Raw genomic sequence first — 26,064 nt, forward strand, 5'->3', positions numbered from 1 at the left:
TAATAGTTATCCATTAATAGTAATAAAAAATTCCCTAAGCATCTAACTTAAGGAATTGTCCTAAATTTTCTACTGCCCTACTAATTTTTATAATTGAAGCTTATATATATTGTTTGCAATTTTACCTACAGTTTGGTCTAATTCTAGCTGTTCAGGTATCAAAAGCAGAGTATCATTAATTAGATTAAAGCATTCTTGTAAACTCAATTCTGCATTATTCATGCCAAGTATTTCATTTATTCTATCGTTTAGCCTTGGCGGCTTTATAGCTAAATTATCAAAGGTATATCTCGTCCATTTCCAATCCGCTTCCCACTGCTTATTTAAAGCAAATAGGATTCTTATAATTCTTTGAATATCAAATACCATTGTCTGTACTAAAGGTATTCTATCATCTCGTCTAGCTAATGACTTTCTTACCTTTAGTGCCAATTCTACAGTCCAAGGTTCTATGGTATTCAATATTATTTTCTGTTCCAAGCCCTCTGGATAAATGTCCATTTTTTTCTTTATCTCTGTTATAATCCCTTTATCCTTTAGAGTTTTAGCATCTTTTAATGAAGAAGCTAATAAAAGTCTATCATGAGTGCAGTATTTAAGCTTTAAAATATCATTTATATTGCTTTCCATAGCACTATAGGTTTGCCAGCCAGCTTCCACAAAGTAGCCCTGATAATTAAAAATTACCCATTCTGAACCATCTATTATTGGTGCTCCATAGGACCTTATTTCGGTTCCACCTATGCTTCTAATCCAAGCAATTCTTTCTTCCTCAGGCAGCATCTTGTCCACTAAAAATTCTATCTCAATATCAGAATTTTCATCTGCATAACCTCTTGAAACAGACCCAGTAATAATAATCTCTTTACCTAATTCCATTGGACACTTTTTTGAGATTTCCTCACTAATAAGTCTCCTATTTTTACATTCTATATTATTTTTTAAATTTTCCATTTACCGTCAACCTCTCACTTTGAAAATGATGTAAATATATTATACCATATTTTTACAAATAGTCAAAAACAAAGGTTCGTTTTTAAAAATACCTTTGCTTTTATTCATCTACATATATTGTTTATTTATATTCATCCTTATTTGAAATTATGTTAGAAGTTGCCTTTTATCCTTTACTCTAAAAATGTTCCCCATTTTCATAGTAATTATTTTCTTGAAGTAATGTGAATATAACATCTACAGGGTCATAACCTGCTTTATTTGCAAATTTAGTTATTATCTTTGCAGCTTGATCCTGAATCTCCTGTGGTCTCTCAAACCAAGCAACCTGTACCATGGGATATCCACTTACATATTCACCATCACATACATATAGTGATTGCGCAATCTCTATATTAAAGTAATCCCTTGGACATTGAAGTAAATCCTGAAGTTCATCTACTAGTTCTTTGCTTACTTCTTTTATTTTTTCCGAATTCATCGCCTTAAACTTTAATGATGGCATATTATCACTCTCCAAATCTTTATATATAAGTAGATTATTACTAAAATTATTACTTTTATTCTTTATATAACAATTCTCCTATTTATTAAAAAAAACTAGATTCATATCTAGTTTTTTAATAAAATTATTCGGCTAATTCTAAAGCAATTTCCATCATTTGAGTAAATGTGGTTTGTCTTTCTTCAGCGCTAGTTAGTTCGTGAGTTACTAATGAATCAGATATAGTTAAAATGCATAGTGCATTTGCTCCAGCTCTGTTAGCATTCATATATAGTGCTGCAGCCTCCATCTCAATTGCCAATACACCCATCTTAGCCCACTTTTTCCACGCATCAGGATTATCATCATAGAAAACGTCTGAGGAAAGTACATTTCCTACAGTAACATTGATTCCTTTTTCTTTAGCTACATCTGTAGCCTTTTTTAATAACTTCCAGGATGCATTAGGAGCATAAGTTCCAGGCAAATCATATTGTCTTGCAAAGTTAGAATTTGTAGAAGCTGACATTCCAATAACTATGTCTCTAACCTTAACATCTTCTTGTATTGATCCAGCTGAACCTATACGAATTAAATTTTTAACTCCATAAAAATGGATTAATTCATAAGAATATATTCCTATTGATGGCATTCCCATTCCAGTTCCCATAACAGATATTTTCTTACCTTTATATGTGCCTGTATATCCAAACATATTTCTTACTGTATTAAATTGTACTGGATTTTCTAAAAAAGTTTCTGCAATAAACTTAGCTCTTAGAGGATCACCTGGTAAAAGCACTGTTTCCGCAATAATTCCTTGTTCACTTACTCCAATATGTGGTGTAGGTATCATTATTATCACTCTCCATTGAAAAGGTTTATATATCAATTATAAGGAAGTTAATCCTTTTATACAATATAAATTTTTCCATTAGTTATGTTCTTTATTCATATTGCAACTTTTTATAAGTACTTACATATTCTAATAAGTAGTACACAAGGAGGCCTATATAATGAATTGTCCCTATTACATCTACAATGTATATTGTCCATTTAGCCCCGGAAGACACCATTCAAGTCACAAACTTGCTATTAACAAAAATGTAAAAGCTGCAGATCCTTTAGCCGTCAGTTCAACACCAATGTCAAAAGATACTGATAAAATTCGTGAATATCTTCAAATACCTACCTTCACTGGAGAGGTTAACCCCGGAATTCTTTCTCATATCAATGAAAATATAAAAAATGATATCCTGGAATTTAAAAGCCAGATGGAAGATGCCGCTAATGACTCTGCAAAAGAAATGAAAAGCCAAGGTAAACACTTCATCCCCTATGAAATCTCAAATAGCTATTTAGTAACATATAACAAAGACAATATATTAAGCGTATCCCTTATATATCATGAATATATAAATGGAAGGAGCAGCTATGTTAGAACCTCATACAATTACAATCTTGACACTGGTGAATCCATGCCGCTGAGAAGCCTATTTAAGCCAGGTGTCAACTATATTGATATATTAAACCGTAAGGTACGAGCAATACTTCAAAAAAATAGTCAATTATATCCTCCAGATGCACTTCAAAGATTTAAAGGTATAGCAGAAGATCATCCTTATTACTTGGATAACAACAATCTTAATTTATTCTTTGGTTTCAATGAAATTGCCCCGCTTTCTGGAGAAATACCAATAATAAAAATACCCCTATCAGAACTTAGCGGTATTTTAAAACCACAATTTATTTAACATTTAAATTCACCATGAATCTCATGGTGAATTTTTTAACTTTAAAGGATATTCTCTCTATATAAGCTCATTACAAAATTAAAATAATCAATATAAAAATTAAATATATTAATTTAAATATTGATTTTTATTAAAATATTTAAAAATAGTATTGATTTTTATATTTAAGGGTACTATAATACAATTATGGAAGGTGATAAAAAACATGGCTTATAAAATTTTAACCAATTGTCCTGTATGTAATTCAAAACTAACAGTAACAAAATTAAAATGCCGTAAATGCAACACGGTTATAGAGAATGATTTTGAACTGTCTAAATTCTCATACCTCAGTTCTGAACAGCTAAATTTCATTGAGGTTTTCATGAAGTGCCGAGGTAACATTAAAGACGTAGAAAGAGAACTTGGAATATCCTATCCAACAGTACGTGGTAAGCTTGAAGAAGTTATTTCTTCCCTAGGCTACACACCTGCAAAGATAAAAGAGGATAATAATAATTCAGACATTATAAGTAAGCTGGAAAAAGGCGAAATTACTGCTGAACAAGCAATAAACCTTTTAAAAAAATAAATATAAAACAATTAAATGATAGGAGGGTTTTTTAATGAATGAAGAAACTATGAAAGTATTAAAAATGCTTGAGGAAGGAAAAATTGACTCTGAAAAGGCTGGAGAGCTTATTGATGCACTAGCTCCATCTAAGAATTTAGTACCAGTTTCACCAACAATTAATATCGACAAAATGCTAAAGATAAGGGTAAATTCTCACAAAGGTGATAATGTTAATATAAATGTACCTGTAAAATTCATAAACACTTTAGGAACTGCAATTAAAAAAATACCAAAGGTTGAAGGTGTCGAAGGACTAGAGGAAATTGATATTCAAGCTATTCTTCAAGCTGTAAGTGAAGGCTTAGACGGAAAAATAGTAGATGTTCAAAGTGAACAGGGAGACATTGTAGAGATTATTGTTGAATAATCTTAACTTTGGAGGCTAGAATGAAGATTTATATTAAACAAAGCAATGGAAGAACCTTTCATATTCCTGTTCCATTATCTATTGCAGGCTTTGGCTGTAATTTAGCCGATTTTATTATTAGGGTATCCAAAAAATACATGTCAGAGCAGGAACAAGAGTATATGGACTGTATTGATTTTAAAAAACTCAGCTTAAGCCTTAAAGAATTAAAAGGTTATCATGGGCTTAAGCTGGTAGATGTTAAAACTTTGAACGGAGAAGAAGTTGTTATTACACTTTAGAAGGCTGAGCAAGTGTGGTTAACCCAAATTACTATAAATTCAATTTTTGAAATTATAGCTGAATTTGCATTAACTCCACTTGCTTATTACTATTTAAAATTAATACACAAGGATACGCATAGGAATAAAGTGTTCCACCACTTCCAAGGTCAACTTTATAAAAGCTTATATTATCAATAAGAGTAGTTTGCATACTACCCAAAGATACCCCCAATTCTTCAACAAAGCTGTTAGGTATATAAAATCCCTTTACCTTATTATTCTTCTTTTCTATGATACATCCTTCGTTTATTTGACTAAAAAGTTTCCCCTCTTCATCTTCATTATAAAGCACAGGATCCTTTAAATATATTGTTACAATTCTACCCTCTTTTTTGTAGTAAATATTATTTATCTTTTTCATAAACTTCTTCTTAAAAATCTTTTCTATTTTAAAAGTGTGATTTTGAACGGCACCCATAAAGAAACAAATAACAGCAATAATAATTATATATCCCTGATCAGCTGTATTTGCTAATAAATCTTTAAAATACTCATCAACAACATACTTAAAGGTACCTAAATTCAAAGGTATTTTAGTACTTAAAAATATTGCAGTAATTACTGCAGCAAACACTTGTATTACACACACAATTCCAATAATAATTCTAAGAAGAATATTAATTTTCTCCTCTTTATAATTCTTTAGATAAGTATATACAATAGCTATTGTTCCGATGATGGGTATTATCACTATATTGCACTTAAAAAAATAAATAGATAACCCATAACCTATTCCTATAAGTATAGACAGTAATATGGATTTAATCAGTGCAATAGGATAGCTATTAGTTCCATCTTCTTCATCCTTAACCTGGTAGCTATCAACGTTATCTTCTACATTTAAACTAGCATCTTTATTTACTTCTACTAACTTATCAACTATAGTTGTATATAGCTGCTCAAAATTAGTATTTGGAAATAGCATAAATGAAATTGCTATTGAGTATTTTCCACCAAATAAATCACTTAATAATGTTTTAAAGGAGTCCTTTCTTTTTCTCATCTTTTCTTTAAGTACTATTCCCAGCATGGTATTGTGACTTTGTGTGTATACTTGAATATCATATATTTCGATCCATTTTGCTTTTTTTGTTCCAAATACAGTTTTATACTTAATATGCTCCTCTGTTAACTCAAGGTATTGTTTTTTTAGCACTCCCGAGTAAAACCATATATATCCCAAAAAAAGTCCAAAAAAACCACAGATTAATTTATATACTATCACTAATTTGTTATCTTCTATTGGTATAAAAGCAATTCCTATAAACACAACTGCCATTAATGCATATAAGAGATGTCTGTACCATTTCAGTGACGAATTCACCTTATACGGAAGCGAATATTTATTAATTTCTTTAACATTTTCCCCCACTATAATTCCCCCTAAAACTTGAACGTCAATTTAATTTCTATATTCATAATAAACTTATTTTCTACTTATTACCAAAGCCAAGCTTTCTATATAGATTTAAAGCTGGAATATTATCAGAGTGTGCATCAATAATTACATCTTCATAGTCTAACTCAGATAGATCATTTAAACCTCTACATAATAGTGCCTGTCCAACACCTTTTCCCCTATACTCCTCAGATACACCAAGTGTATATATATGAAATGTGTTCTTGTTAAGCTCAGGCAATGCAATTAGTATTCCTATCACTTTTTCATTATCAATTGCTGTTATTATGTATCTTCTTGAAAAATCACCTAACCTGTTTAGTGTTAAATTTTCTATGTATTTATTCGGAAGTACATCCTTTAAATCAGGATCTAGTGAATTATTCATAGTATCAACTAATACATCATATAAAAATTCCTTGAGCTGAACCATATCCTCTGGTATTTTTTCGATATGCCATGAACCATCTTCTAGAGCTACTCTGCTAAGCTCCCTATGTAATTGATATTTCATAATTTAATCCCCCAAACTCTATTCTCAAATATCACTTAACAAATCGAATAAAGCCTTTAAATCATCTTTTTTTCTATCAAGGTAGAATCCCTTCATGCCTAAGTCTTCAGCTGCTTGCACATTTTCAAGCTTATCATCAATAAAGATACATTCCTCAAAATTGCAGTCTAATCTTTCTACACCCTTAATAAAGATATCCTTATTAGGTTTTTCTACACCCTCATAAGCTGATATGACTATATTTTTAAAGTATTTTCTAATACCTAGAGCATCAAAAGACCAATCTAAGCTTGGCAGAGCATTTGATATTACCCCAAGGCTATAATCCTTCTTCAAGACTTCAAGTACTTCTATAGTTTCTGGAAATAGCTTGTATTCATTTGTATCAAAGGTGAGCATAAAAAGCTTGTCTCCAAGATAGTCACTTTCTGGATCTACAGCCTCTGCTATAGCGTTATAGTGGTCCTCAAGCCATTGCCTTTCATCTTTCCAATTATACATCCAAGGATGTTTCATAAAGTACTCTTCATCAAAGGCTTCTCCTATACTAAGTGCCTTTTCTATTCTCTCTTCTTCATATCCCATTGATAATAGTAAATTCCTAGCTATTTCGTTTCTCCTTCGCCTTATATATAAAAGTACTCCGCCAGCATCAAATATAATGGTTGTAATTCTACAGCTCTTCATATTTTCTCCTTTTTGTTTATTTTTAAAGATTTATTGATATAAACTCCTATTGTACCAAATATAATGATCAAAAAGACAGGCAAAAATCCTATTCCGAGCCCTGTGGCTTTTCCTAGTGCAACCATAACTGTTTTGCCTTCTATATAAGTAAAGCAGCATACAATCTCCGCCTTCATAATTATCATCATAATTCTAGCAGCATGATACTGTGCTTTTGCATTTTCCTCATTTATCTCCACTGCATAATTAAAAGTATGAGGAAATCTGCTTAAAACTGTAAGTAGAACATATAATGATAGCATTACTATTGGAATAAAGAATAAAAAACTCTTCCCTGAATATCCATCTGGGACTCCTGCTGCTCCATAATGTCTTGGAATTGTATCTGGTAAAACACTATAGTATCTTAAAATAATGTATACATTTAGCGCAATTCCGATAAGTGAAATTACTTCAAATGCTTTTTCTAATTTGGAATAAGCTATTTTTATTACTGGCTTTTTTTCATCACTCATGATTTTCTCTCTTTCTATATCCCTTTCTTCTCTAAATTAAGCATATATTCTAGTCCTTGTTCACTGCTTTTCATTACTTCTTGCTTGTTGCTTTTTATATATTGGATAACTTTTTCTGCCTCTTCATAGGCTAGTTTAAACTGCTCTTTAGTTATCTCCCCCTGCTTTAGTGCATCCTCTAATTCATCTTCATCCAACAGCAGTATTTCTCCTGAATAGGCAAGTACCACATCTAAATATAAATCATCATAATAAGGCATTCCAGAACTATCCACTTTGTTTCCAAGACATATATCAACATATATTTCGATAAGTTCCTGTTTTTCATTAAACATAGAAGTTACTGCATAATAGCTATGCTCTGGAAAATACTGCATCCAAATAAAACCCTCATTGGCTAAGCATAAGTCCTTTCCTACCACTTCAATTACTAAAGGTTCACTAACCCTATCTATATGTATGATTGAAAGCTTCCCTCTGAAGCCATGCTGATCTATACTAGCTAGGTAAAATCTTTTTTCTAATATTCTCCTCCAATTAGCTCTATCCGCATATGTTCTCTTCATTTTTACCTCCTTCATGCATGTGGTATTTTAAATGATTTCTTTTATATTGCTACTCTTATTATTTCATCCCCATTAAATTGACTCAAAATATCTTTATATAGACTAACATCCCCTACAGTTATTAATAAATCAGTTACTTTTATTACCTTTCCCCACTTTTCTACTGTGTCTGGTCCTACTCCAAGAATTTGTATTCCTCTCGGAATAACAGGAGAATAACCACAAGTGGGAACAATCCTTTCTTCTCCGTTTTTATCTTTAATTATTAAGTCAAAAATATGAGCATTTGCGTAAATATTAAAATTCTCTATCTGTTGTTTTTTATCTTTTATAGAGTGAAACTTATACTTTTCAAGCTCCATTATGCCACTTAAAGTTTCCTCTGAAAGATATTGCTTTAACAATCTTATTTGAGACTTTAATTTAATAATACTCTTTTCATCTAAGCTTCTTGAATCAATATAGCCTTCACTTGGAACATCTAATTTTATATTTCTTAATTGCATTATTGAAGCTCCAATAGCTTTTGGGTGATTATCAATAAAAAACTCATCATAAACTCCTGGTATACCCTTTAATGCAATTACATTTTGAGAACCCGAATTTAAGAATTTTATAACTAATTCATTAGATTTAAGAAAAGTTGTGGCAGTTAATAAAGTAATTCTCTTAGATGCATCATCTAAATAATTAGATAGTATATCTAATTTTTCTTTATCAGTTCCAAGCTTGTCTAAATACTTTAAAAAACTTTCTTTCCCTAAGTTTAATTTACTATTTTCTATTACATAATTATCTTTCATATATTTCTCCCCATGCTTCTGAACTATTATAATTTGTCTGTTCTTTATGTCCTTTAATTATATTATAAGTTATATTTTGGAATAATAATATGCAAAAACTACCTTCCTTGAAGGTAGTAAATATCCTTAAATGCTAAAATCCTAAGTCATCATCTATAATAAAAAGCTTAATCCTATCTTTACCAACCTGTCCTTCTATTATTGATAAGCAATTACATACTCTTTCTTTTGACTTACAGTCTACACATTTATTCAATGTAACACAAGGCGGGTTAAACCCAGCCCTCTTTGCATTTTTAGGGCATGCAATATTTTTAACTCTGCTAATTGCTTCTTCTAGATTATTTGTTATTTTATTTTGGCCCACTACAATTATAACTTTATCTGGGCCAAAGTTTATTGCAGCAACCCTATTGCCGCTATGATCCACATTAACAATCTTTCCGTCAAACGAAATTGCATTAGAGCCTGTAATATACCAATCTGTTAAAAGTGCTTTTTTCTTTATTACCTTACATTCTTCTTTATCCTTTGCAAGTTCCTTATCAAAGACAATATTTCCTCTCAGTATGAGTTCATTAGTTATGTCCATTGCCTGAAGAGTTCCTGAATGCCCAATCCCCACAGTATCATTTATATTTATCAATTTTAATATCTGTAACTTTGCTTCTGATAAATTTTTAAAGAAAGAAACTTCTATATTCTTCTCTTTAAAATTCTCCTTTATTCTTAAATCAACCATATATCCCCCTAAACTATTCCAAAGGAATACTCTTCTTACTAATAAATTGATTTCTTAAAAAATTGTTTAAAGCTGTATGCCATATTTCTCTCATCTTTATCCTGGCTATTAGCTTTTAAATCAATAAAGTACTTCTTAGTTTTTATGTCTATAGAAATAGAATCTAGCGGAAAACCTTTATCCCTCATCTTATGTACCTTAGTAGTTATAAGGAACTTCTCAGAAGAAATATCCTCTCCATCATATTCATAAACACTATTTTCATCCATAACAAGGCATATAGCATTTTTATATTTAGCTACTGCAGTACCACCTAATTGCGAAGCAATACTTGTATAATACTCTATCATTTGCTCATCATTTAATGTTTTTCCATTAACCCTTCTAACGTGAACACCTGGCTGCCTTTTTTCATACAGTCCTTCAATATACAACCCTGTATCGCAAGAAAACACAGGCATTTTGGCAGCTTTATAATAAGCTATGGCCTTAATCTTTGCATTTTCTAAAGGATTGTTTCCATTCTCGTCAATTGAATCAACTTTTATATCAACGTCCTTTAATCCAATAATCTCTATATCTAATCCCTGAAGCATCTCTCTCATATGCTTTAGCTTTGCAGGATTTGCTGTTCCGTATAATAACTTCATCTTATGTCACCTCTAGGTAAATTTTTAATAAATAATAACTATTTATGTCTATCTAAATACTTTCTAGTCCAAGGACATGCTTCAATGCATTTTCCGCATATTGTAGAATTTATTCCTACTTTTGCAGCCTTTTCCCTTGCTGCTTTGCGGCAGTTGTAAGCATTAAAGAAAGACTCTCTATGCTTATTTACGTTCCAGTTTTCCCCTAATGGTGCATTTCCAGGGCATGCCAGCTTACAAGCACAGCAGCTGCCACATTGTGATTCATTTATTGGAGTTCCTACTTTTAAAGGGGCATCTGTCAAAACAGATGATAATCTTATTGCAGAGCCATACTCTTTAGTAACAAGCAGAGCACACTTTCCAATCCATCCCATACCAGCTCTTGTAGCTACTGTCTTATGGGGTAAAATAGTACTGTATGAATTGGATTCAACAACTACTTCTGTTGTAGTTTTTAAAATTGCCTTATATCCGTAATCATTTAAGATTTTTCCTGCATATTTAACCAAATTATCTAAATGCTCATTAACTTTATTATATTCCCCATAATATTCTTGTGTAGGACCATTTTTTATGCCAAGAATTATATGCGGATTTAATGCAACAGCTATGGATATTCCATAGGGCATTTCATTTCTCTTATCTAATGGAATATCACTTAAATCAGCAAATCCAATTATTGAAGCTCCTTTTTTAGTTAATTCCTTTTTCAATAGAGAACTTAAATCTTCCATTTCCATACCCCCTAAAATATACTTAAATAATTAAAATAACATATACATTTCTATGATTAAGCACCACTATTTATACTTTCTAAAAGATTTTTAACTTCACATAGACTCCCAAGCCTTTTATAATACAGCTTCTTTATTTCTTCACTAGGCTCTTTTAAATCAGGTATCATAACTGGAAGCATTCCAGCCCTATACGCTGCTTGTACCCCAACTTCCGAATCCTCAAGTACTAGGCAGTTAGCTGGATTACAGTCTAGCTTTTGCGCAACCTTTAAAAATATATCCGGGTTTGGTTTTGATTTCTCTATTTCATCGCCACAAATAATATAATCAAAATGAGTGTGTATATTAGCCATTTTCATAAGCTTATACGCTCTTTTTCTACTAGTGGATGTGGCTACAGCCTTCTTTATCCTTAGTTTTCCCAGAAAATCTAAAAGGTCATACAAACCTTCTTTTACTGGCACCCCATTTACATCTATAAAATTCTCAGCTATAGCAAATCTATCTTCAGCAATAGCCTGAATTGGTATTTTCTCTCCAAAATATTTTACATATATGCTTTTTGTTTTTTCTAAATTTGTTCCTAAGGTCTCCCTCAATATTTCATCACTTATTTCATAGTCATACTTAATTGCAGCCTGCTTCCATGAGTAAAAGGATATTCTTTCAGTATCAAACATTAACCCATCCATATCAAAGATTATTAAATCTATCTTTTTCAACTTATATACCTCTTTAAAAAATTTCATTTAATTGAAATTTAATTCTTTAACCTTTCCTATCAATTTACTATATACCTTCTGCATATGTGCCTCATTACTATATTGGTTTACTTCATCCATCGGAATCCATCTAACTCCGCTGTTTTCATCTTTTTTAATCTTTAATTTCTCGTCTTCATCAGCTTCTACCAAATAGGCAATGGATAAGTGTAAATGAGGTGCCACATATTTACCTGACTTTTCATGGCCTACAACAGTTAATATTTCTAATGAGAATATATCAGAAAACAAAGGCTCTACCCTGCTAACACCTGTTTCCTCCTTTACTTCCCTAATAGCAACAGCTAAAAGATCTTCCTCTCCATCAGCATGGCCACCTGTCCAAGACCAGGAATTATATATATTGTGGTGTACCATAAGTACCTTATCTCTATTCTTATTTACTACAAATGCAGAACTAGTTACATGTGCAATCTCACTTTTTCTAGTTAATACATCATCAAAAATATCTATGCAATGCAGTATAATTTCTTTGTCTTTATTCTCTTGTTCATTGCAAGGCTTATAATTTTTTATTGAATCTATCCAGTTCATAATTTAGTTCACGTCCTTAAGATATCTATTAGCTTCACTTCTTCTTCTAAATATTATTATTTGCTTATTTTTAATTTCTTTTAGCTTATTAATATTCTTCTGACCTGAGTTCTTAGGAAAATCCCATATATACTTCATAAACTCAAAATCAAACTTTTCAGGACACCCTTCTGGCATGTCTGGTCTTACCTTATTTATATTAGTAATAACTCTCTTAAAATAGCTATACAGACAAACTACTCTGCTTAGCTTAAAACAAATTATTGTATCAGCTTTTTCAAGCCTCATGTCTAAAGTACCACCATAGTTCCCATCAATTATCCAGCTATCTGCATTCAATAGTGCTTCCTGCTTCTTTATCCATTGTTCTCTTGAGGTTTCTACCCAGCCGCTATTCCAAAATTCCTTGTCTAGATGAATAAGTGGTATACCTGTTTTTTCTGCAAGCACTCTTGAAAAGGTACTTTTTCCGCTGCCTGGGGAGCCAATAACCATTATTCTTTTTCCTAAATTAATCATCTTAGCCTCCTTTTTTATGATAAAAGTGAACTATCAAAAATATTGTTTTAATATTTTATATGTACTCTCTAGTTAAACCTAGTATTTTCTTGCTCTCATGAGAAATAATGAATAATTCACTACTTTTTCCTCTATTCTCTTTTCACCGTAATAGAAGGTACTAGACTCTATATCTTTAAATCCAGCACTACTTAAAATACTTTTTAAATGTTCCTGGTTAAAACCATTATGTCCATCATATTCGGAATAATTACTGTGAAAGCTTCCATCATCTTCATCTAAATCTACTATAAATAAATAACCTTCCTTATTTAGAAGCTTATAAAAATCCTTTATTATTTCATTGGTATCAGGAATATGGTGTAATACCATAGAATTATAGATTACATCAAAATTTAAATTTGAAGCTTCACTATTGGTTATATCTAAATGGTAAGGTATCATATTATTTATCTTATAATTACTTATTTTAGAGTTAAGTATTTCTATCATCCCTTGAGAGGAATCAATTAGAGTTATATTTTTAAATTTGTCATGAAGATTGAAGCTTATTAGTCCAGTGCCGCATCCAAATTCCATTGCCGAATATTGCTTATCGGAGTCAATATACTTCCCTATTTCATCTGCAATTACTCTTGCTCTATTTATTCTTAAATCAGTATCCCAATTCTTAGCATCGCTATCAAAACTCATTGCTAATACCTCCCGAAAATCTCATATATACCCATTATAGACTAGTTTAGTAAACCATACAAATTAAAAAAGAATGCCCTTATATAATGACACTTTTCATTTTATAAGGGCATTCTAACAAATTTTTATTAGTCTAATCTATGCACGAATTAATTTTGCAATTAGTATTTTTTATTGATAATAACCAGCTTGGTCAATATCATATCCGTATCCAGTTACGCTGCTATCTGATGTTAAAGTTATCTTAGCAGTATCTCCAGGAACTTCAACAGTAAATGCAGCTTTAGTTCCACTGTATTTTCCTATAACATTTCCATTCTTATCAGTAACAGTAACAAAGTCATAATTTGCTTCAGTTTCTAATCTTGAAAAATGAAGGGATACCTTTGTTGCACCTGTCTTAGTATAAGTTTGGGTTGCACTATAACTATTTGTATAGTTGTGTGGGCTGCTTAAGCTTACAGTTTCATAGTACCATTGTTGAGTAGGTCCACCTGAAGTTGGATAAGTTGCCTTTAGAGAATATGCTGTAGATGTACTGTATGCTCCACTGTATCCAACAACTTTTACATAGAACTTACCAGCAGCTGATGCAGTATAGGATATAGCTTCGCTAGTAGTACTTCCATTTTCCGACTTAGCCACTTGTGTACCTGCTGAGTTGTATAGATATAAATCATAATCTTTAGGAAGATTTGTTAAGTTAACAGTAATAGTTCCACCTGCTGCAGCATTAAAATAATAGTAATCAACATCTGATGCTGAGTAGATGTATGAGCTATAAGCTGTTCCGCTTGTTAATGGACCATATGCTGTTGCAAGGGTATTATTTGATTCATAAGTATCTTGTGATGGTGTTGATGAACCTATACCAACTTGTGTAAATGCATCACTAATTTTTTGTGCAATTGTTGTTCCAGGATATAAATCATTAGCAGCTTGTACCAATGCAGTTTTAGCATCAGCAAATTGTGCATATTGAGTTAAATAAGTAGTTAGCGCTCTATAGTAAACTTGTTCTAGCTTAGTATTGTCGTTTATTGATGTAGCTGCAAGATAGAAGGCTTTGTTTGGAATACCACTGTTTGTGTGAACTCCACCCCAGTCTCCGGATTCTGTATTTGGTAGATTCTTGTAATCAGCCATAGTTGCTGGTTGATTATATAAAGTTGGATCTTGTAAGCTTCTTAGAGCATCACCTGGTGTACTTGGAGTCCAAACATCTTCTCCCATTAACCAGTCAGTTGGTTGTCCTTCAATAAAATATCCAAATACGTCTGACATTGATTCATTTAAAGCACCTGATTGATTTTCATATGCTAAATTAGCAGTTCTTTCTGTAATTGCATGTGTAAATTCATGTCCTACTACATCAAGAGCTGAACCAATGTGTTTAAAGTAAGTTCCACTTCCGTCCCCATATACCATTTGACTTCCATTCCAGAATGCATTGTCATAAGGATCGTTAGGATATTGTGGATCTCTATATAGAACTGTTGATTTTAATGTAGTACCGTTGTTATCGTAGCTATTTCTGTTGAAATTATCCTTATAGAAGTTGTAAACTACAGCAGTATTATAGTGAACGTCAACTGCATCAAATTGAGCTGTTGAATTAAAGTTATTATCTGTATCACTTACCATAGTTCCAGGTAAAGTTGAACCATAGTTTGCAGTGTAGGTTTCTACTGTTGCCGGATGAGTTAAATCTCTCATGTAGTACTTACCGCTTACTAAGTCAAGATTAAGATTTCTTGTTCCGTATAATCCAACTCCAGTTCCAGTAGTTGATGATTTTTTAAGTTCATTTCTTGATTCTACTATGTTTCCATTTGATGCGTTAACAAATACCTTCATATTAGCTGGGAATGGGCTTAAAAATTGCATTGTAACATAGTATACAGGAAGCCATTTTCCATCCTTATTGTATAAATAAGCTTCTGCTGTTGGAGCTGCTGTATATTCAATATTCTTACCCTTAAGGTCTAATGAACCTTCAGCAGTTTTAATAGCCTTATCAGCAGCTAGCTTAAATTCTTTACTCCAGCTTCCTGCAGGAGCCTGACTATTTACATTACCATTTACTGCATATACATTTCCATTTGCATCAGTGTGTATTATCACTTCTGATCCATATACAGGAATTCCATCTATAACTAATCTTGTTTTATAGTGTTTCATGCCAAGCTTATCAGTTTCTGCGCTCTTATTTACAAAGCTGCCAGCATCTAATTTAAATACATCTTTATTCTGAGTCATAAAGTTTTCTGCATCCTTAGCTGTCTTTACTGAACTTTCTGCAAGATTTCCAGTAATAAAGCTAGGATTTCCATTAGCCCCATTTGTATAAACCTTAAGTTCTTTTCCTGAGCTTTGAGATTTTTCACTAAACTTCTCAAGGACCTTCATTTTCTTCGCTTCTTTGTCAATTGCTTTCATTGAAGCATTGTCATTTGGTGCAGCCCCTACCATTGCTGTGTTAAGCATAAGCAATGCTGCCACTGAAATACCTAATACTTTTTTCATTAAAAAAAGCCCCCTTAATAAAATTATTTGGTTTTGAATAGATAAACTGCTGCCCTCCTTTCTATAAAATAGATAGATTTATTTATGTAAAATTGTAAAGTACTAAAGTGAATTTCCATGCAGAATTACTTTAGTTGCTATTTAGTACATACTTCAAGACTCATTTTATTTTTTATACCATTTAACTCTCTGTCCAATAACATAATAAGATTATGAAAATACTTCTAGAAGAAAATATAAGATTAGTTATTTTTGATTTGCATACCCTATAAAAGCATTTATGTATTTATCTGTGATTTGTATAAAGTAATTTCTTTTATTTACTATTATTCTCCGTCCGTTAAGAAATTCCTTCTTTTAAAAATAAAAAAATTTAAAAACTTTTTAAATATCTTTATAAATCCTTTTTAAAAGCTGCCCATAACCTACAAGAATCGAGGTATTATGTAAATTTAAATTACGCTGTTTTTGTTACAATTTGTATGACGGCTAAATCAGTCATTAATTTATACTGTAAAGTACATATTCATGTAACCATTTTTATTTACTTTGCGGTTTTACAAAGTTAATTTTACTTCGCAAAAAGAATGATGATTTTGTTCTTCTATATAGCATTTGAAGAGGTGCTGACTTGAACATTTGAAAAATATTAAGTTCTCTCTAGGCTTTGGTCTCAACAAGCATGCTGGGCGCACAAAAAAATATACATTTGTGAAACATCCAAATGTATATTAATAGCCTTTATTAACTTTTATCAACTCTCACCTACCGACATTTTTGCCAGTGTACAATTAAGTTGGTAAGTTTGAAAAAATATAGTGTTTATTATTCTACTACTGGAACTAAAAAAGAAGGTACATAGAGTTACTGTGTGATTTTAACATAATTATATCAAAAGTTTTTTATATGTACATCAATGCAAGCAGATAAATAATGAACATAAAAAAACACCTATCATATTATGTAATTGAAAGAAATATTTTAGGAGATTTATAATGTATCACACACATAACTATTCTGGCACAACCTCATTTAACGATGGTCACAGTCATGATTATGAAGGAGTAACTTCTCCAGCTCCAACTGGAGTACCTCATATTCATAATATAGTCGGATATACTGATTATGCGGATGGGCACAGACACTACTATGCATTACAAACAAGCCCTGACTATCATGTACCCGGCGGCCACATTCACTATATCTCAGGTATGACCTATATAACTGAAACTCATTATCATTTTATAAAAGATAGGACTAGTGTAGATTAGCTTGCTTACCTTCCTCATAATCCAAAAGTGCTCAAGGCCACTTTCTTTTAAGAGGCTTCACTATTCAAAATATGTACAAAAACTCGGTATACCTATTTCTTAGTATACCGAGTTCTATTTTAAACTTATAATATAACCAATTTCCTATTCAACTGTAACTGATTTTGCTAAGTTTCTTGGCTTGTCTACGTCACAGCCTTTTTGTACTGCTACATAATAAGCAAATAACTGAAGTGGTATTACTGAAAGTACTGGTGCCAAAAGTGGATTTATATTTGGAAGATAAAAGGTTTTGTCTACAGTGCCTTCTATTTTTTTGTCACCTTCCAGTGCGAATGCAAGTACATTTGCACCTCTTGTCTTAACTTCCTTTATATTGCTTAGCATTTTATCAAACAAGTTGTTCTGAGTTGCAAGAGCTATAACTACGGTGCCCTTTTCTATAAGTGCTATAGTTCCATGCTTTAATTCACCTGCTGCATATGCTTCAGAATGAATATAGGATATCTCCTTAAGCTTTAGTGAACCTTCAAGTGCTACTGCATAGTCAAGTCCTCTTCCTAAGAAGAATATATCCTTATGCATATAAGTTCTTGATGCATACTTTTGGATTTCTTCCTTGTCTTTTATAACAGCCTCTGTCTTATCTGGAAGTTCCAGCATATCCTTCTTTATGTTCTCTATTTCTTCTTTGCTTAAGGTTCCTTTTTTCTCTGCAAGGAACAGAGCTATTGTATACATTGCAATAAGCATTGTAATATACGCCTTTGTTGATGCTACAGCAATTTCAGGACCTGCCCAGGTGTAGAAAACATCATCAGCTTCTCTTGCAACCGAGCTTCCTACTACATTTGTAACAGCAATAACTCTCGCATTTTGTGATTTTGCAAGTCTTAGTGCTGCCATTGTATCTGCAGTTTCACCAGACTGGCTTACAACTATCATAAGAGTATTTTCATTTATCAATGGTTCTCTATATCTAAATTCTGATGCAATATCAAGCTCAACTGATACCTTTGCAAGCTTTTCAATCACATATTTGCCTACAACACCTGAATGATATGCAGTACCGCAAGCTACAATATATATCTTATCTATCTTTTCTATCTGCTCTTTTGTCAATGTAATCTTATCAAGAGTGATTTCCTTACCAAGAGCTATTCTTGAAGTCATTGTATCTCTTATTGCCTTTGGCTGCTCATGAATTTCCTTGAGCATAAAATCCTCATAACCACCCTTTTCTGCTGCATCAGCATTCCAGGTTACATGGGACAATTCCTTTTCTATCTTTTCATTTTCTTCATTTAATATGGTAACTCCATCATGTTTCAAAACAACAAATTCATTGTCGTTTAAGTAGTAAACGTCTCTTGTATGATTTAAAACTGCTGGTACGTCAGAAGCTATGAAATATTCTCCATCTCCAACTCCAACTATTAGCGGGCTGTCTTTTCTCACTGCAATAAGTTTATCGGGCTCTTTAGCACTTATAACTCCTATTGCATAGCTTCCTTCCATCCTGGACACTGCCTTTATTACCGCTTCTACAAGATCACCTTTAAAATAATAATCGATAAGGTGTGGTATAACTTCTGTATCAGTTTCTGAACAGAACTTGTATCCTTTTGAAATAAGCTTTTCCCTAAGCTGAATATAGTTCTCGATGATTCCATTATGAACAACGCTTATTGTTCCTACCTCATTAGTATGAGGATGAGAATTTATATCTGATGGCTCTCCATGAGTAGCCCATCTTGTATGTCCAATTCCTATATTACCTTTTACAGGTTCTTCCTTCAATTTATTTTCAAGATTTGCAAGTCTTCCCTTACACTTAGCCACACTGATATTTCCATTATCCATTGTTGCTATACCAGCTGAGTCATAGCCTCTGTATTCTAGCTTTGACAAGCCCTCTATAAGTATTGGTGAAGCCTCTTTCTTTCCGATAAATCCTACTATTCCGCACATATTCTATTCTTCCTTTCATTTTTGAGCAATACTAATTTAAGGGTATAAAAATCATTAAATTTACCCTTTTGCTCAATATTAGGTTTTAACACCTGGTTGATATTGTACCTCAAATCACTTCAAGGTTTTGTCAACCTTTAACGGTAGTGCGTTTATACCGTGGGGCACCCGCCGAAGAATCGATACTCCCCATCCTCGTCAACTCTAGTGATACTAGAGTTCTGGCGCTTTTAAGACTTTTTTAATACAGCTTTTACTTTATCATATAACACCTCCTATTTAATTCTTACTACATTATAATATATAACATGAAATCTATCAACTTGTCCGCAATTGTATTTTTTACCTTAATAGTACGACCTGGCTAATAGTCACTCTAAAATAGAAAACTCCATACAGAGTAAAAATGTTAAGGGTGCTGCCCTGCAGCACCCTATTAGGCTAAACTACTTGCTTTTTGCATTTAAAAGATACTTTTCAGCTTCTGCACACCATAAGCCATTATTTCTTTTAACTATTTCATCAAGTTCAGCAAATAACGGATCAGTCTTTCCTTTTTCCTCAAACTCGTCAATAGCTGTAAGTTCCATATCTATATTAGTATATATAAGCTTCTTTCCTCCAGGCAGCTTTGGAAGGTTTAGAGTAGCTTCAGCAGCACTGTCCAGCCCACCTATATGTGTTACCATAACTGCAGGATTTATAAGCCCTGCTTCTGTCATCTTCAGGCATTCTTTAAGATCATCAGTGTTTCCACCAGTTGTTCCTATTACATGTGTTGATGCATAATGAACATTATAATAATTGAGTTCACCCGAAAATTTAGTATCTGTAGGACCTGCAAAGAAGTTTAAGCAGCCATCTCTTCCAAGTATCTTATCAGCTTGTTCAACAACAGATCTTACTGGGGCATAGGCGTAAACATCATCAAAACCAGTACCCCCTGACAATCTCATCAAATATTCAGGAACATCTTCTATGTCTTTCGTGTTTACAAAAATCAGCTCTACGCCTCTTTCTGCAGCTTTTTCCTTAGAGAATATAGCCTTTGCTTTTGCAATTCTTTTTTCATCTATATCAGTTACTACTAGTAAGGAAGGTCTTCTGTCACAGTTAATGATATATTCAATTGCTCCAAGTCCCATTGGACCTGTAGCTGCTAGTAACGCCATCTTTCCGCCTTCTACTATTCCCATATGATGTACATATGAACCCATTTTAGTATGAAAATTTGCATGGAATGCTCCAATAATACATGACATAGGTTCTGCTAGAGATGCCTCATAATAAGCTTCCCCTTTATAGTTTAAAAGACAGCCCAGCTCCATAACCTCCTGAGGAATTATCATGTATGTTGCATCTCCTCCAAAATACTTATAGCTGTATCCTGGTGATGCCATGCTGCCCTTGTAATTAAGGGCTGGTTGCTGTGCAAATTTGGTCCCTTCTTTAAATTGATCCTTCCACTTAGTTCCAACCTTTACTATATTACCTGCAAATTCATGTCCTATGATTATAGGGTTCTTGTCTATATCCTTTGGCACTCTCTTGTGATCAGGTCCTTGGATTGCTGCCTTATAACTGGACATGCATATGCTGTCTGATACTACTTGTACCAATATTTCATCATCTTTTATTTCAGGAAGTTCAAATTCCTCTAATCTTAAATCATTTTTGCCATAAAGTCTTACTGCTCTTGTCTTCATAATATTTCACCCTCTCTTCCTTAATAATTTAGATGTTCAAGTTGAACCATCTTCTCAAATTTCATCACAGTATCTATATCAGCAGCTTGAGTGCCTGCTGTAGTTACACTTGCTGTACCACAAGCCACTGCAAGCTTAATTGAACGTTCAAAATCATAGTTATTATCAAGTGCTACAGCTAATGCAGCAACCATGGAGTCTCCAGCCCCAACCGTACTGCTCACATCAACCTTTATTCCATGTGCATATATAACATCTTTTTCATTAATGAAAAGTGCTCCATCTCCTCCCAGGGAAATTACAACTACTTTAATGCCATATTCAAGAAGCTTTCTTGAAAGTTCAACCACTTCTTTTATGCCCTCTATCTTTTTACCAAAAAATCCTTCCAGTTCATGAATATTAGGCTTTATTAAATATGGTGCTGCCTCAATTCCTTGTTTTAGCAGCTCTCCATCAGCATCCAAAAGGGTTTTAGCTCCCATTGCTTTAGCTTTTTCTATCCATAGCTTGTATATATTTTTATTCACATTTCTAGGTATGCTGCCTGAAAACACAACGACAGATTTTTCATCAAGCTGCTTTAAAAATTTACTAGCAACTTCCTTTAGGTCATTTTCTGAAACTTCCGTTCCAAATTCATTTAAATCTGTATTAGTATGATTTACTTTATCCACTAGCTTTAAATTTGTTCTCGTTTCTCCTGCAGTAAAAGTAAAATCATTTTCTATAGCTTCTGTGTCTAGGTACTCTTTTATGAACCTTCCGCTGTTTCCGGATAGTATTCCTAAGGCTTTGCTTGAGCCACCAAGGCTTTTAATTACCTTTGAAACATTTATTCCTTTCCCGCCTGCATCAACTCGAGTTTTGCTTATTCTATTAACTTCACCAACTGTGAAGCTATCAATTTCTATAGTTTTATCCACTGCAGGATTCAAGGTAACAGTTATTATCATATTTTCACTCCTTACTCTTCTAGTATCAGTTTGATTATTTCGTCTTTACTCTTTGATTCAACCAGTTTCTTCACACTTTCTTCATACTGGCATGTGATAGCTATTTTAGATAATAAGGACATATGATCATCATTTTTACCTGCGATTCCAATGACTAGATAAGCAATATTACCCTCTCCAAAGTCCACTCCTTCTGGATATTGAATTATAACAATCCCAGATTCTTTTATATATTTTACATATTGGTTCATACCATGAGGAATGGCAATACCATTACCAATATAAGTTGTTATTTCCTTCTCCCTGTTTATCATTCCTTCAATGTAGCCTTCCTCAACATACCCATTTTGTACAAGGAGTCTTCCTGCTCTCTTTATTGCCTCAAACTTTTCTTCTCTTTTTACATTCAATACTATATTTTGTTCACAAAGAACTTCCAGTTTCATTTAATTGTCCCTCCCATTGAGTATTCTAATCATTGAACTTCTTAAATCTTTAATGCCACCCAGTCTTATAGTTTCTGTAAATTTCTTATCCTCAATCAATGAAATGCTTATCTTGCCCATCTGCTCAAGTATATATTTGTGTTCATCCTTTCTAGCTAGCATCAATATAAATGTATCAACATTTTCATCAGCAAACCCCACACTCTTTAGCGTCATTTTTTTCTTTAATCTGCATACACCTACAAAGGGGCCTGTAACAGAATTACTTCTAGTATGGATAAGTGCAAGATGAGAATTAGGTATAACTACACTTCCGATTTTTTCTCGGTTTATTATAAGGCTCTCAACTTCTTTTCTATCATTTATTATCCCTTGCTTATAAATATTTTCAGTAATTACTCCGATCATTTCATTGAAGGAATTAGTTTCTATGGTAACTATCTTTAAGTTTTTCAGTATATTGTTCACCATTTCATACTTATCTTTCTCTGAATCTTCATTGGCCTCAAATTTTGATAAGGAAGGCAGGTTATTTAAAGTATGATTATCCTCAAGGTATTTTTTGATATAATTATTTATCTTGCTAACATCTTTTTTCATTAAGAAAGGAGATACAGTTATTATTTTGTCTGACTTGAATCTTTCTTCTGCACCAATATTAACAGTAGAAAGAATTAAATCATATTCATCAAGTCTCTCATCCCAGTCCTTAAATGACTGGATGGCTATTTTATCAATATTAGGTATTGAAGCTTTTACTTTGCTTGAAAGTATTTTTGCAGCAACCATCCCATTGGGACATATAATTAAAGCTGAGAGTTTGTTACTGCTGCTTCCTGTTCTCTCTAAAGCCGAACCTATATGCATGGTGATGAATCCAATTTCATCCTGAGATAACGTAATATTGTATTTGGAAAAAATAATTCTACATGCATAATTCACTGCATCAAATAAGTTACCGTAATACTCCTTTATTTCGTCAACAAAAAGATTTTTTACTTGAATACCCATGTTTATCCTGAATAATGCCGGATTGAAATGCTGTGATAAGCCTACAATCAGCTGTTCATCGCAGTTGATCTTAAGGTTAAGCTTCTTTTCAACTTCATACACTACTTCATAGGACAATTCTTCAAGAGAAACACCAAGCTCCTTAAAAGATCTGTCAGGACTATAAATATATTTATTGCCCATTAGCTGCACTGCTAGATAAACCAACTCGCTGTCAAAAACAGGTATATTTAACGATATAAAATATTCTTTCATTTTATGAATAAATGAAAACTCGTTTGATGACATAACATCTTGTATGAGATATTGAGGTAAATTTATTGGTAAATCCATCTTTATCTTCTTCAGTGATAGTAACACATGAATCAAAGAACTAAAGTAGGATATATCATCCATCTTTATTAATTCACCGCAAATATGCTCCATAAGCTTCTTTGAGGTATCTATAAGTTTTCTTCCGAAAAGCATTTTAAAGAACACATCTACAGCAGAATCTTTTTTGTTTTCATAAATATATGCCAGCAGCTCATCTATGGATTTATACTCATAAATTAGCTCAACGAATACGTTTCTTTTTACCCATTCTGAACCGCTAACCATTATCCCATATCCTCTTTTTCTGCATAAAGTAAGATTCCTTATACTCATCCACTTCTCAATTTTATCCATATAGAGGCTTATGGTTCCTTCAACTACATTCAACTGATAGCTGAAAAAAGCAGATTTTATAGGCTCATCCGATAACAGCAATTGTGCTGTTATTAATATAAGTCTTTGCTCCTGAGGGAGCAGCCACTGCATTGGTATATCTCTTAATAACTGTTTTAAAGCTTTTAGGTTTTCTTCCTTACCCTGAAGGCTTAAAACAGAACTCGTTTCTTTTATAGAAATGCTTTCTAATTTTAATGCTGTGTTAATAGCATCAATTTCTCGTGATATAGTTCTGTTGCTTACATCAATTTGTTGAGAAAGGTCCTTAATATTTAAAGGACCCTTCTCAAATATTATATTTATAATGAACTTTTGCCTGGCAGTTAATTCATTCATGGTGTACCCCGCCATTCATAATATTATTTTATTAATGTTTGGATATATTCGTCATAAACCTTATTGTCTAAAAAGTTCTTTATTATTACTATTTCAGCATCAGGTGCACCCTGTCTAGCTCTTTCAACTAGGCTTTCCTGTGTGAAAACTACTTCCGCATTTTTAGGTATCTCACTTACTGCTGAGTGCTTTACAACAATATTTAGTCCAGCATCCTTAATTTTCTTTTTAAGTATAGATTCTCCCATTGCAGAAGATCCCATACCAGCATCACAGGCAAATACTATAAGGTTTGGAGCATTTGAAGCTAGTTCAACCTTCTTGCCTTTACTCTCAGCTTTCATTTCTGTAACTTTTGTCTTTGCAACTTCAAATGTATCTTCTTCTATATTTGAACTATTTCGTTTTACTAATACTGAAGCTATTAGGAAAGATACTATAGTACCTACTAATATACCTGCTAGAACTGGTAATAATCCCCCCTTAGGGCTCATAGCTATTTCTGCAAATATACTTCCTGGTGAAGGTGAAGCAACAAGACCAGCTCCTGTAATAACAAAGGTCAAATCTGCTGCAGCTCCGCCGCCTATTACAGCAAGTAATAATGCTGGGTTCATCAGTACATATGGGAAGTAAATTTCATGAATACCACCTAAAAAGTGAATAATTATAGCTCCTGGGGCAGATTCTTTTGCGTTTCCCTTACCATATAACCAATAAGCTAAAAGAATTCCAAGTCCTGGACCTGGATTTGATTCAAGTAGGAAGAATATTGATTTCCCAACTTCTTTTACTTGAGCTATTCCCAGTGGGTCAAAGATACCATGGTTGATTGCATTATTTAAGAATAATATCTTTCCAGGTTCAACAAATATAGCTATAAGTGGAAGAAGCTTTGCTTGTGTTACCCATTGAGCTCCACTGCCTAAAGCATTTGAAAATGCTGTTACTACTGGTCCAACTCCGCTATAAGCAATTAATGAAAGTGCACCCCCTAATATTCCGGCTGAAAAGTTATTTACAAGCATCTCAAATCCAGTAGGTATGTGACCTTCAACTAGTCCATCAAACTTTTTGATGACCCATCCACCAAAAGGTCCCATTATCATTGCTCCTAAGAACATTGGGATAGAAGATCCAATAATTACTCCCATAGTAGCTATTGCACCGACAACTCCACCTCTGGTTCCATATACGAGTTTACCACCTGTATAGCCAATAAGAACTGGAAGCAAATAAGTAATCATTGGCCCAACCAATTTTCCAAAATAAGCATCTGGTATCCAACCAGTAGGAATAAATAATGCCGTTATAAGTCCCCAAGCTATAAATGCTCCAATGTTTGGCATAACCATTCCTGAAAGAAAGGAACCAAACTTTTGAATCTTGGCTTTACTGCTTCCGACGTTTGTCTTGGAATTTTTCTTTGTAGAGATTTCCATCAATCATTACCCCCTTGATATATTATAATTATACTATATGTTGCTGAAA

Annotated in this window: 28 protein-coding genes; 5 read left to right on the plus strand and 23 right to left on the minus strand. The window is 32.8% G+C overall.

Features of this window, described 5'->3' with window-relative positions:
• Positions 1-87 precede the first annotated feature (87 nt).
• The 3 genes from bsdE14_RS09235 to deoD form a co-directional block, all read right to left on the minus strand.
• Entirely contained in the window at positions 88-954 is an 867-nt protein-coding gene (locus tag bsdE14_RS09235; protein WP_264849637.1) for a DUF4037 domain-containing protein, read from the minus strand.
• A 178-nt stretch (positions 955-1,132) separates the two neighbouring features.
• Entirely contained in the window at positions 1,133-1,459 is a 327-nt protein-coding gene (locus tag bsdE14_RS09240; RefSeq protein ID WP_264849638.1) for a DUF1904 family protein, read from the minus strand.
• A 124-nt stretch (positions 1,460-1,583) separates the two neighbouring features.
• Positions 1,584-2,294, minus strand: coding sequence for a purine-nucleoside phosphorylase (gene deoD / locus bsdE14_RS09245; RefSeq protein ID WP_264849639.1), 711 nt, complete (start codon positions 2,292-2,294; stop codon positions 1,584-1,586).
• 160 nt (positions 2,295-2,454) lie between these two features.
• Between deoD and bsdE14_RS09250 the strand changes: the two genes are divergently transcribed.
• The 4 genes from bsdE14_RS09250 (at position 2,455) to bsdE14_RS09265 (ending at position 4,453) form a co-directional block, all read left to right on the plus strand.
• Positions 2,455-3,192 carry a DUF3298 and DUF4163 domain-containing protein gene (locus tag bsdE14_RS09250; protein ID WP_264849640.1) on the plus strand — a complete coding sequence of 246 codons (738 nt, stop codon included), beginning with the start codon at positions 2,455-2,457 and terminating at the stop codon, positions 3,190-3,192.
• Between the two features lie 205 nt (positions 3,193-3,397).
• Positions 3,398-3,763 carry a DUF2089 domain-containing protein gene (locus bsdE14_RS09255; RefSeq protein ID WP_264849641.1) on the plus strand — a complete coding sequence of 122 codons (366 nt, stop codon included), beginning with the start codon at positions 3,398-3,400 and terminating at the stop codon, positions 3,761-3,763.
• A 34-nt stretch (positions 3,764-3,797) separates the two neighbouring features.
• Complete coding sequence (locus bsdE14_RS09260) at positions 3,798-4,172, plus strand: SHOCT-like domain-containing protein (protein ID WP_264849642.1); 375 nt, start codon at positions 3,798-3,800, stop codon at positions 4,170-4,172.
• 20 nt (positions 4,173-4,192) lie between these two features.
• Positions 4,193-4,453: a hypothetical protein gene (locus bsdE14_RS09265; protein ID WP_264849643.1), complete on the plus strand. Its 261-nt coding sequence runs from the start codon at positions 4,193-4,195 to the stop codon at positions 4,451-4,453.
• 52 nt (positions 4,454-4,505) lie between these two features.
• On the opposite strand, the gene bsdE14_RS09270 is transcribed toward bsdE14_RS09265, so the two are convergent.
• The 14 genes from bsdE14_RS09270 to bsdE14_RS09335 form a co-directional block, all read right to left on the minus strand.
• On the minus strand, positions 4,506-5,867 hold the full coding sequence (locus bsdE14_RS09270) for a hypothetical protein (protein ID WP_264849644.1): 1,362 nt from the start codon (positions 5,865-5,867) through the stop codon (positions 4,506-4,508).
• Between the two features lie 61 nt (positions 5,868-5,928).
• Positions 5,929-6,408 (minus strand): GNAT family N-acetyltransferase, encoded by a 480-nt coding sequence (locus bsdE14_RS09275; protein ID WP_264849645.1) that lies wholly within the window; start codon positions 6,406-6,408, stop codon positions 5,929-5,931.
• A gap of 24 nt (positions 6,409-6,432) precedes the next feature.
• Positions 6,433-7,095, minus strand: coding sequence for an HAD family hydrolase (locus tag bsdE14_RS09280; protein WP_264849646.1), 663 nt, complete (start codon positions 7,093-7,095; stop codon positions 6,433-6,435).
• The gene (locus bsdE14_RS09285) at positions 7,092-7,610 is read right to left on the minus strand and encodes a DUF1648 domain-containing protein (RefSeq protein WP_264849647.1); all 519 of its coding nucleotides are present in this window, start codon (positions 7,608-7,610) and stop codon (positions 7,092-7,094) included. The genes bsdE14_RS09280 and bsdE14_RS09285 overlap by 4 nt, the downstream gene beginning before the upstream one ends.
• A 14-nt stretch (positions 7,611-7,624) precedes the next feature.
• On the minus strand, positions 7,625-8,176 hold the full coding sequence (locus bsdE14_RS09290; protein WP_264849648.1) for a DUF402 domain-containing protein: 552 nt from the start codon (positions 8,174-8,176) through the stop codon (positions 7,625-7,627).
• 41 nt (positions 8,177-8,217) lie between these two features.
• A complete protein-coding gene (locus bsdE14_RS09295) occupies positions 8,218-8,979 on the minus strand; it encodes a hypothetical protein (RefSeq protein ID WP_264849649.1) in 762 nt (253 codons plus the stop codon).
• A gap of 133 nt (positions 8,980-9,112) precedes the next feature.
• Positions 9,113-9,721, minus strand: coding sequence for a lactate utilization protein (locus bsdE14_RS09300; RefSeq protein ID WP_264849650.1), 609 nt, complete (start codon positions 9,719-9,721; stop codon positions 9,113-9,115).
• Between the two features lie 38 nt (positions 9,722-9,759).
• Positions 9,760-10,371, minus strand: coding sequence for a non-canonical purine NTP pyrophosphatase (locus bsdE14_RS09305; protein WP_264849651.1), 612 nt, complete (start codon positions 10,369-10,371; stop codon positions 9,760-9,762).
• 38 nt (positions 10,372-10,409) lie between these two features.
• Positions 10,410-11,108, minus strand: a complete 699-nt coding sequence (locus tag bsdE14_RS09310; RefSeq protein ID WP_264849652.1) for a 4Fe-4S double cluster binding domain-containing protein — start codon at positions 11,106-11,108, stop codon at positions 10,410-10,412.
• Positions 11,109-11,164: 56 nt separating this feature from the next.
• A complete protein-coding gene (locus bsdE14_RS09315) occupies positions 11,165-11,833 on the minus strand; it encodes an HAD family hydrolase (protein WP_264849653.1) in 669 nt (222 codons plus the stop codon).
• Positions 11,834-11,860: 27 nt separating this feature from the next.
• Positions 11,861-12,427 carry an NUDIX hydrolase gene (locus bsdE14_RS09320; protein WP_264849654.1) on the minus strand — a complete coding sequence of 189 codons (567 nt, stop codon included), beginning with the start codon at positions 12,425-12,427 and terminating at the stop codon, positions 11,861-11,863.
• 3 nt (positions 12,428-12,430) lie between these two features.
• The gene (locus bsdE14_RS09325) at positions 12,431-12,946 is read right to left on the minus strand and encodes a DNA topology modulation protein (RefSeq protein WP_264849655.1); all 516 of its coding nucleotides are present in this window, start codon (positions 12,944-12,946) and stop codon (positions 12,431-12,433) included.
• 78 nt (positions 12,947-13,024) lie between these two features.
• A complete protein-coding gene (locus bsdE14_RS09330) occupies positions 13,025-13,639 on the minus strand; it encodes a class I SAM-dependent DNA methyltransferase (RefSeq protein ID WP_264849656.1) in 615 nt (204 codons plus the stop codon).
• Positions 13,640-13,810: 171 nt separating this feature from the next.
• Positions 13,811-16,165, minus strand: coding sequence for a M4 family metallopeptidase (locus tag bsdE14_RS09335; protein ID WP_264849657.1), 2,355 nt, complete (start codon positions 16,163-16,165; stop codon positions 13,811-13,813).
• 995 nt (positions 16,166-17,160) lie between these two features.
• On the opposite strand from bsdE14_RS09335, the gene bsdE14_RS09340 reads away from it, so the two are divergent.
• Positions 17,161-17,436, plus strand: a complete 276-nt coding sequence (locus bsdE14_RS09340; RefSeq protein WP_264849658.1) for a YmaF family protein — start codon at positions 17,161-17,163, stop codon at positions 17,434-17,436.
• Between the two features lie 144 nt (positions 17,437-17,580).
• Here the strand turns inward: bsdE14_RS09340 and glmS are convergent, their stop codons facing one another.
• From glmS to bsdE14_RS09370, 6 genes are all read right to left on the minus strand, one after another.
• Entirely contained in the window at positions 17,581-19,407 is a 1,827-nt protein-coding gene (gene glmS / locus bsdE14_RS09345; protein WP_264849659.1) for a glutamine--fructose-6-phosphate transaminase (isomerizing), read from the minus strand.
• Between the two features lie 446 nt (positions 19,408-19,853).
• Entirely contained in the window at positions 19,854-21,113 is a 1,260-nt protein-coding gene (locus bsdE14_RS09350; RefSeq protein WP_264849660.1) for a zinc-binding dehydrogenase, read from the minus strand.
• A 20-nt stretch (positions 21,114-21,133) separates the two neighbouring features.
• On the minus strand, positions 21,134-22,069 hold the full coding sequence (pfkB, locus tag bsdE14_RS09355) for a 1-phosphofructokinase (RefSeq protein WP_264849661.1): 936 nt from the start codon (positions 22,067-22,069) through the stop codon (positions 21,134-21,136).
• 11 nt (positions 22,070-22,080) lie between these two features.
• Positions 22,081-22,515 (minus strand): PTS mannitol transporter subunit IIA, encoded by a 435-nt coding sequence (locus bsdE14_RS09360; protein ID WP_264849663.1) that lies wholly within the window; start codon positions 22,513-22,515, stop codon positions 22,081-22,083.
• Positions 22,516-24,573 (minus strand): BglG family transcription antiterminator, encoded by a 2,058-nt coding sequence (locus bsdE14_RS09365; protein WP_264849664.1) that lies wholly within the window; start codon positions 24,571-24,573, stop codon positions 22,516-22,518.
• 23 nt (positions 24,574-24,596) lie between these two features.
• On the minus strand, positions 24,597-26,015 hold the full coding sequence (locus bsdE14_RS09370) for a PTS mannitol transporter subunit IIBC (RefSeq protein WP_264849665.1): 1,419 nt from the start codon (positions 26,013-26,015) through the stop codon (positions 24,597-24,599).
• Positions 26,016-26,064 lie beyond the last annotated feature (49 nt).

Origin of the sequence: Clostridium omnivorum, from assembly GCF_026012015.1 — a bacterium.
Taxonomy (GTDB): Bacteria; Bacillota; Clostridia; order Clostridiales; family Clostridiaceae; genus Clostridium_AX; species Clostridium_AX omnivorum.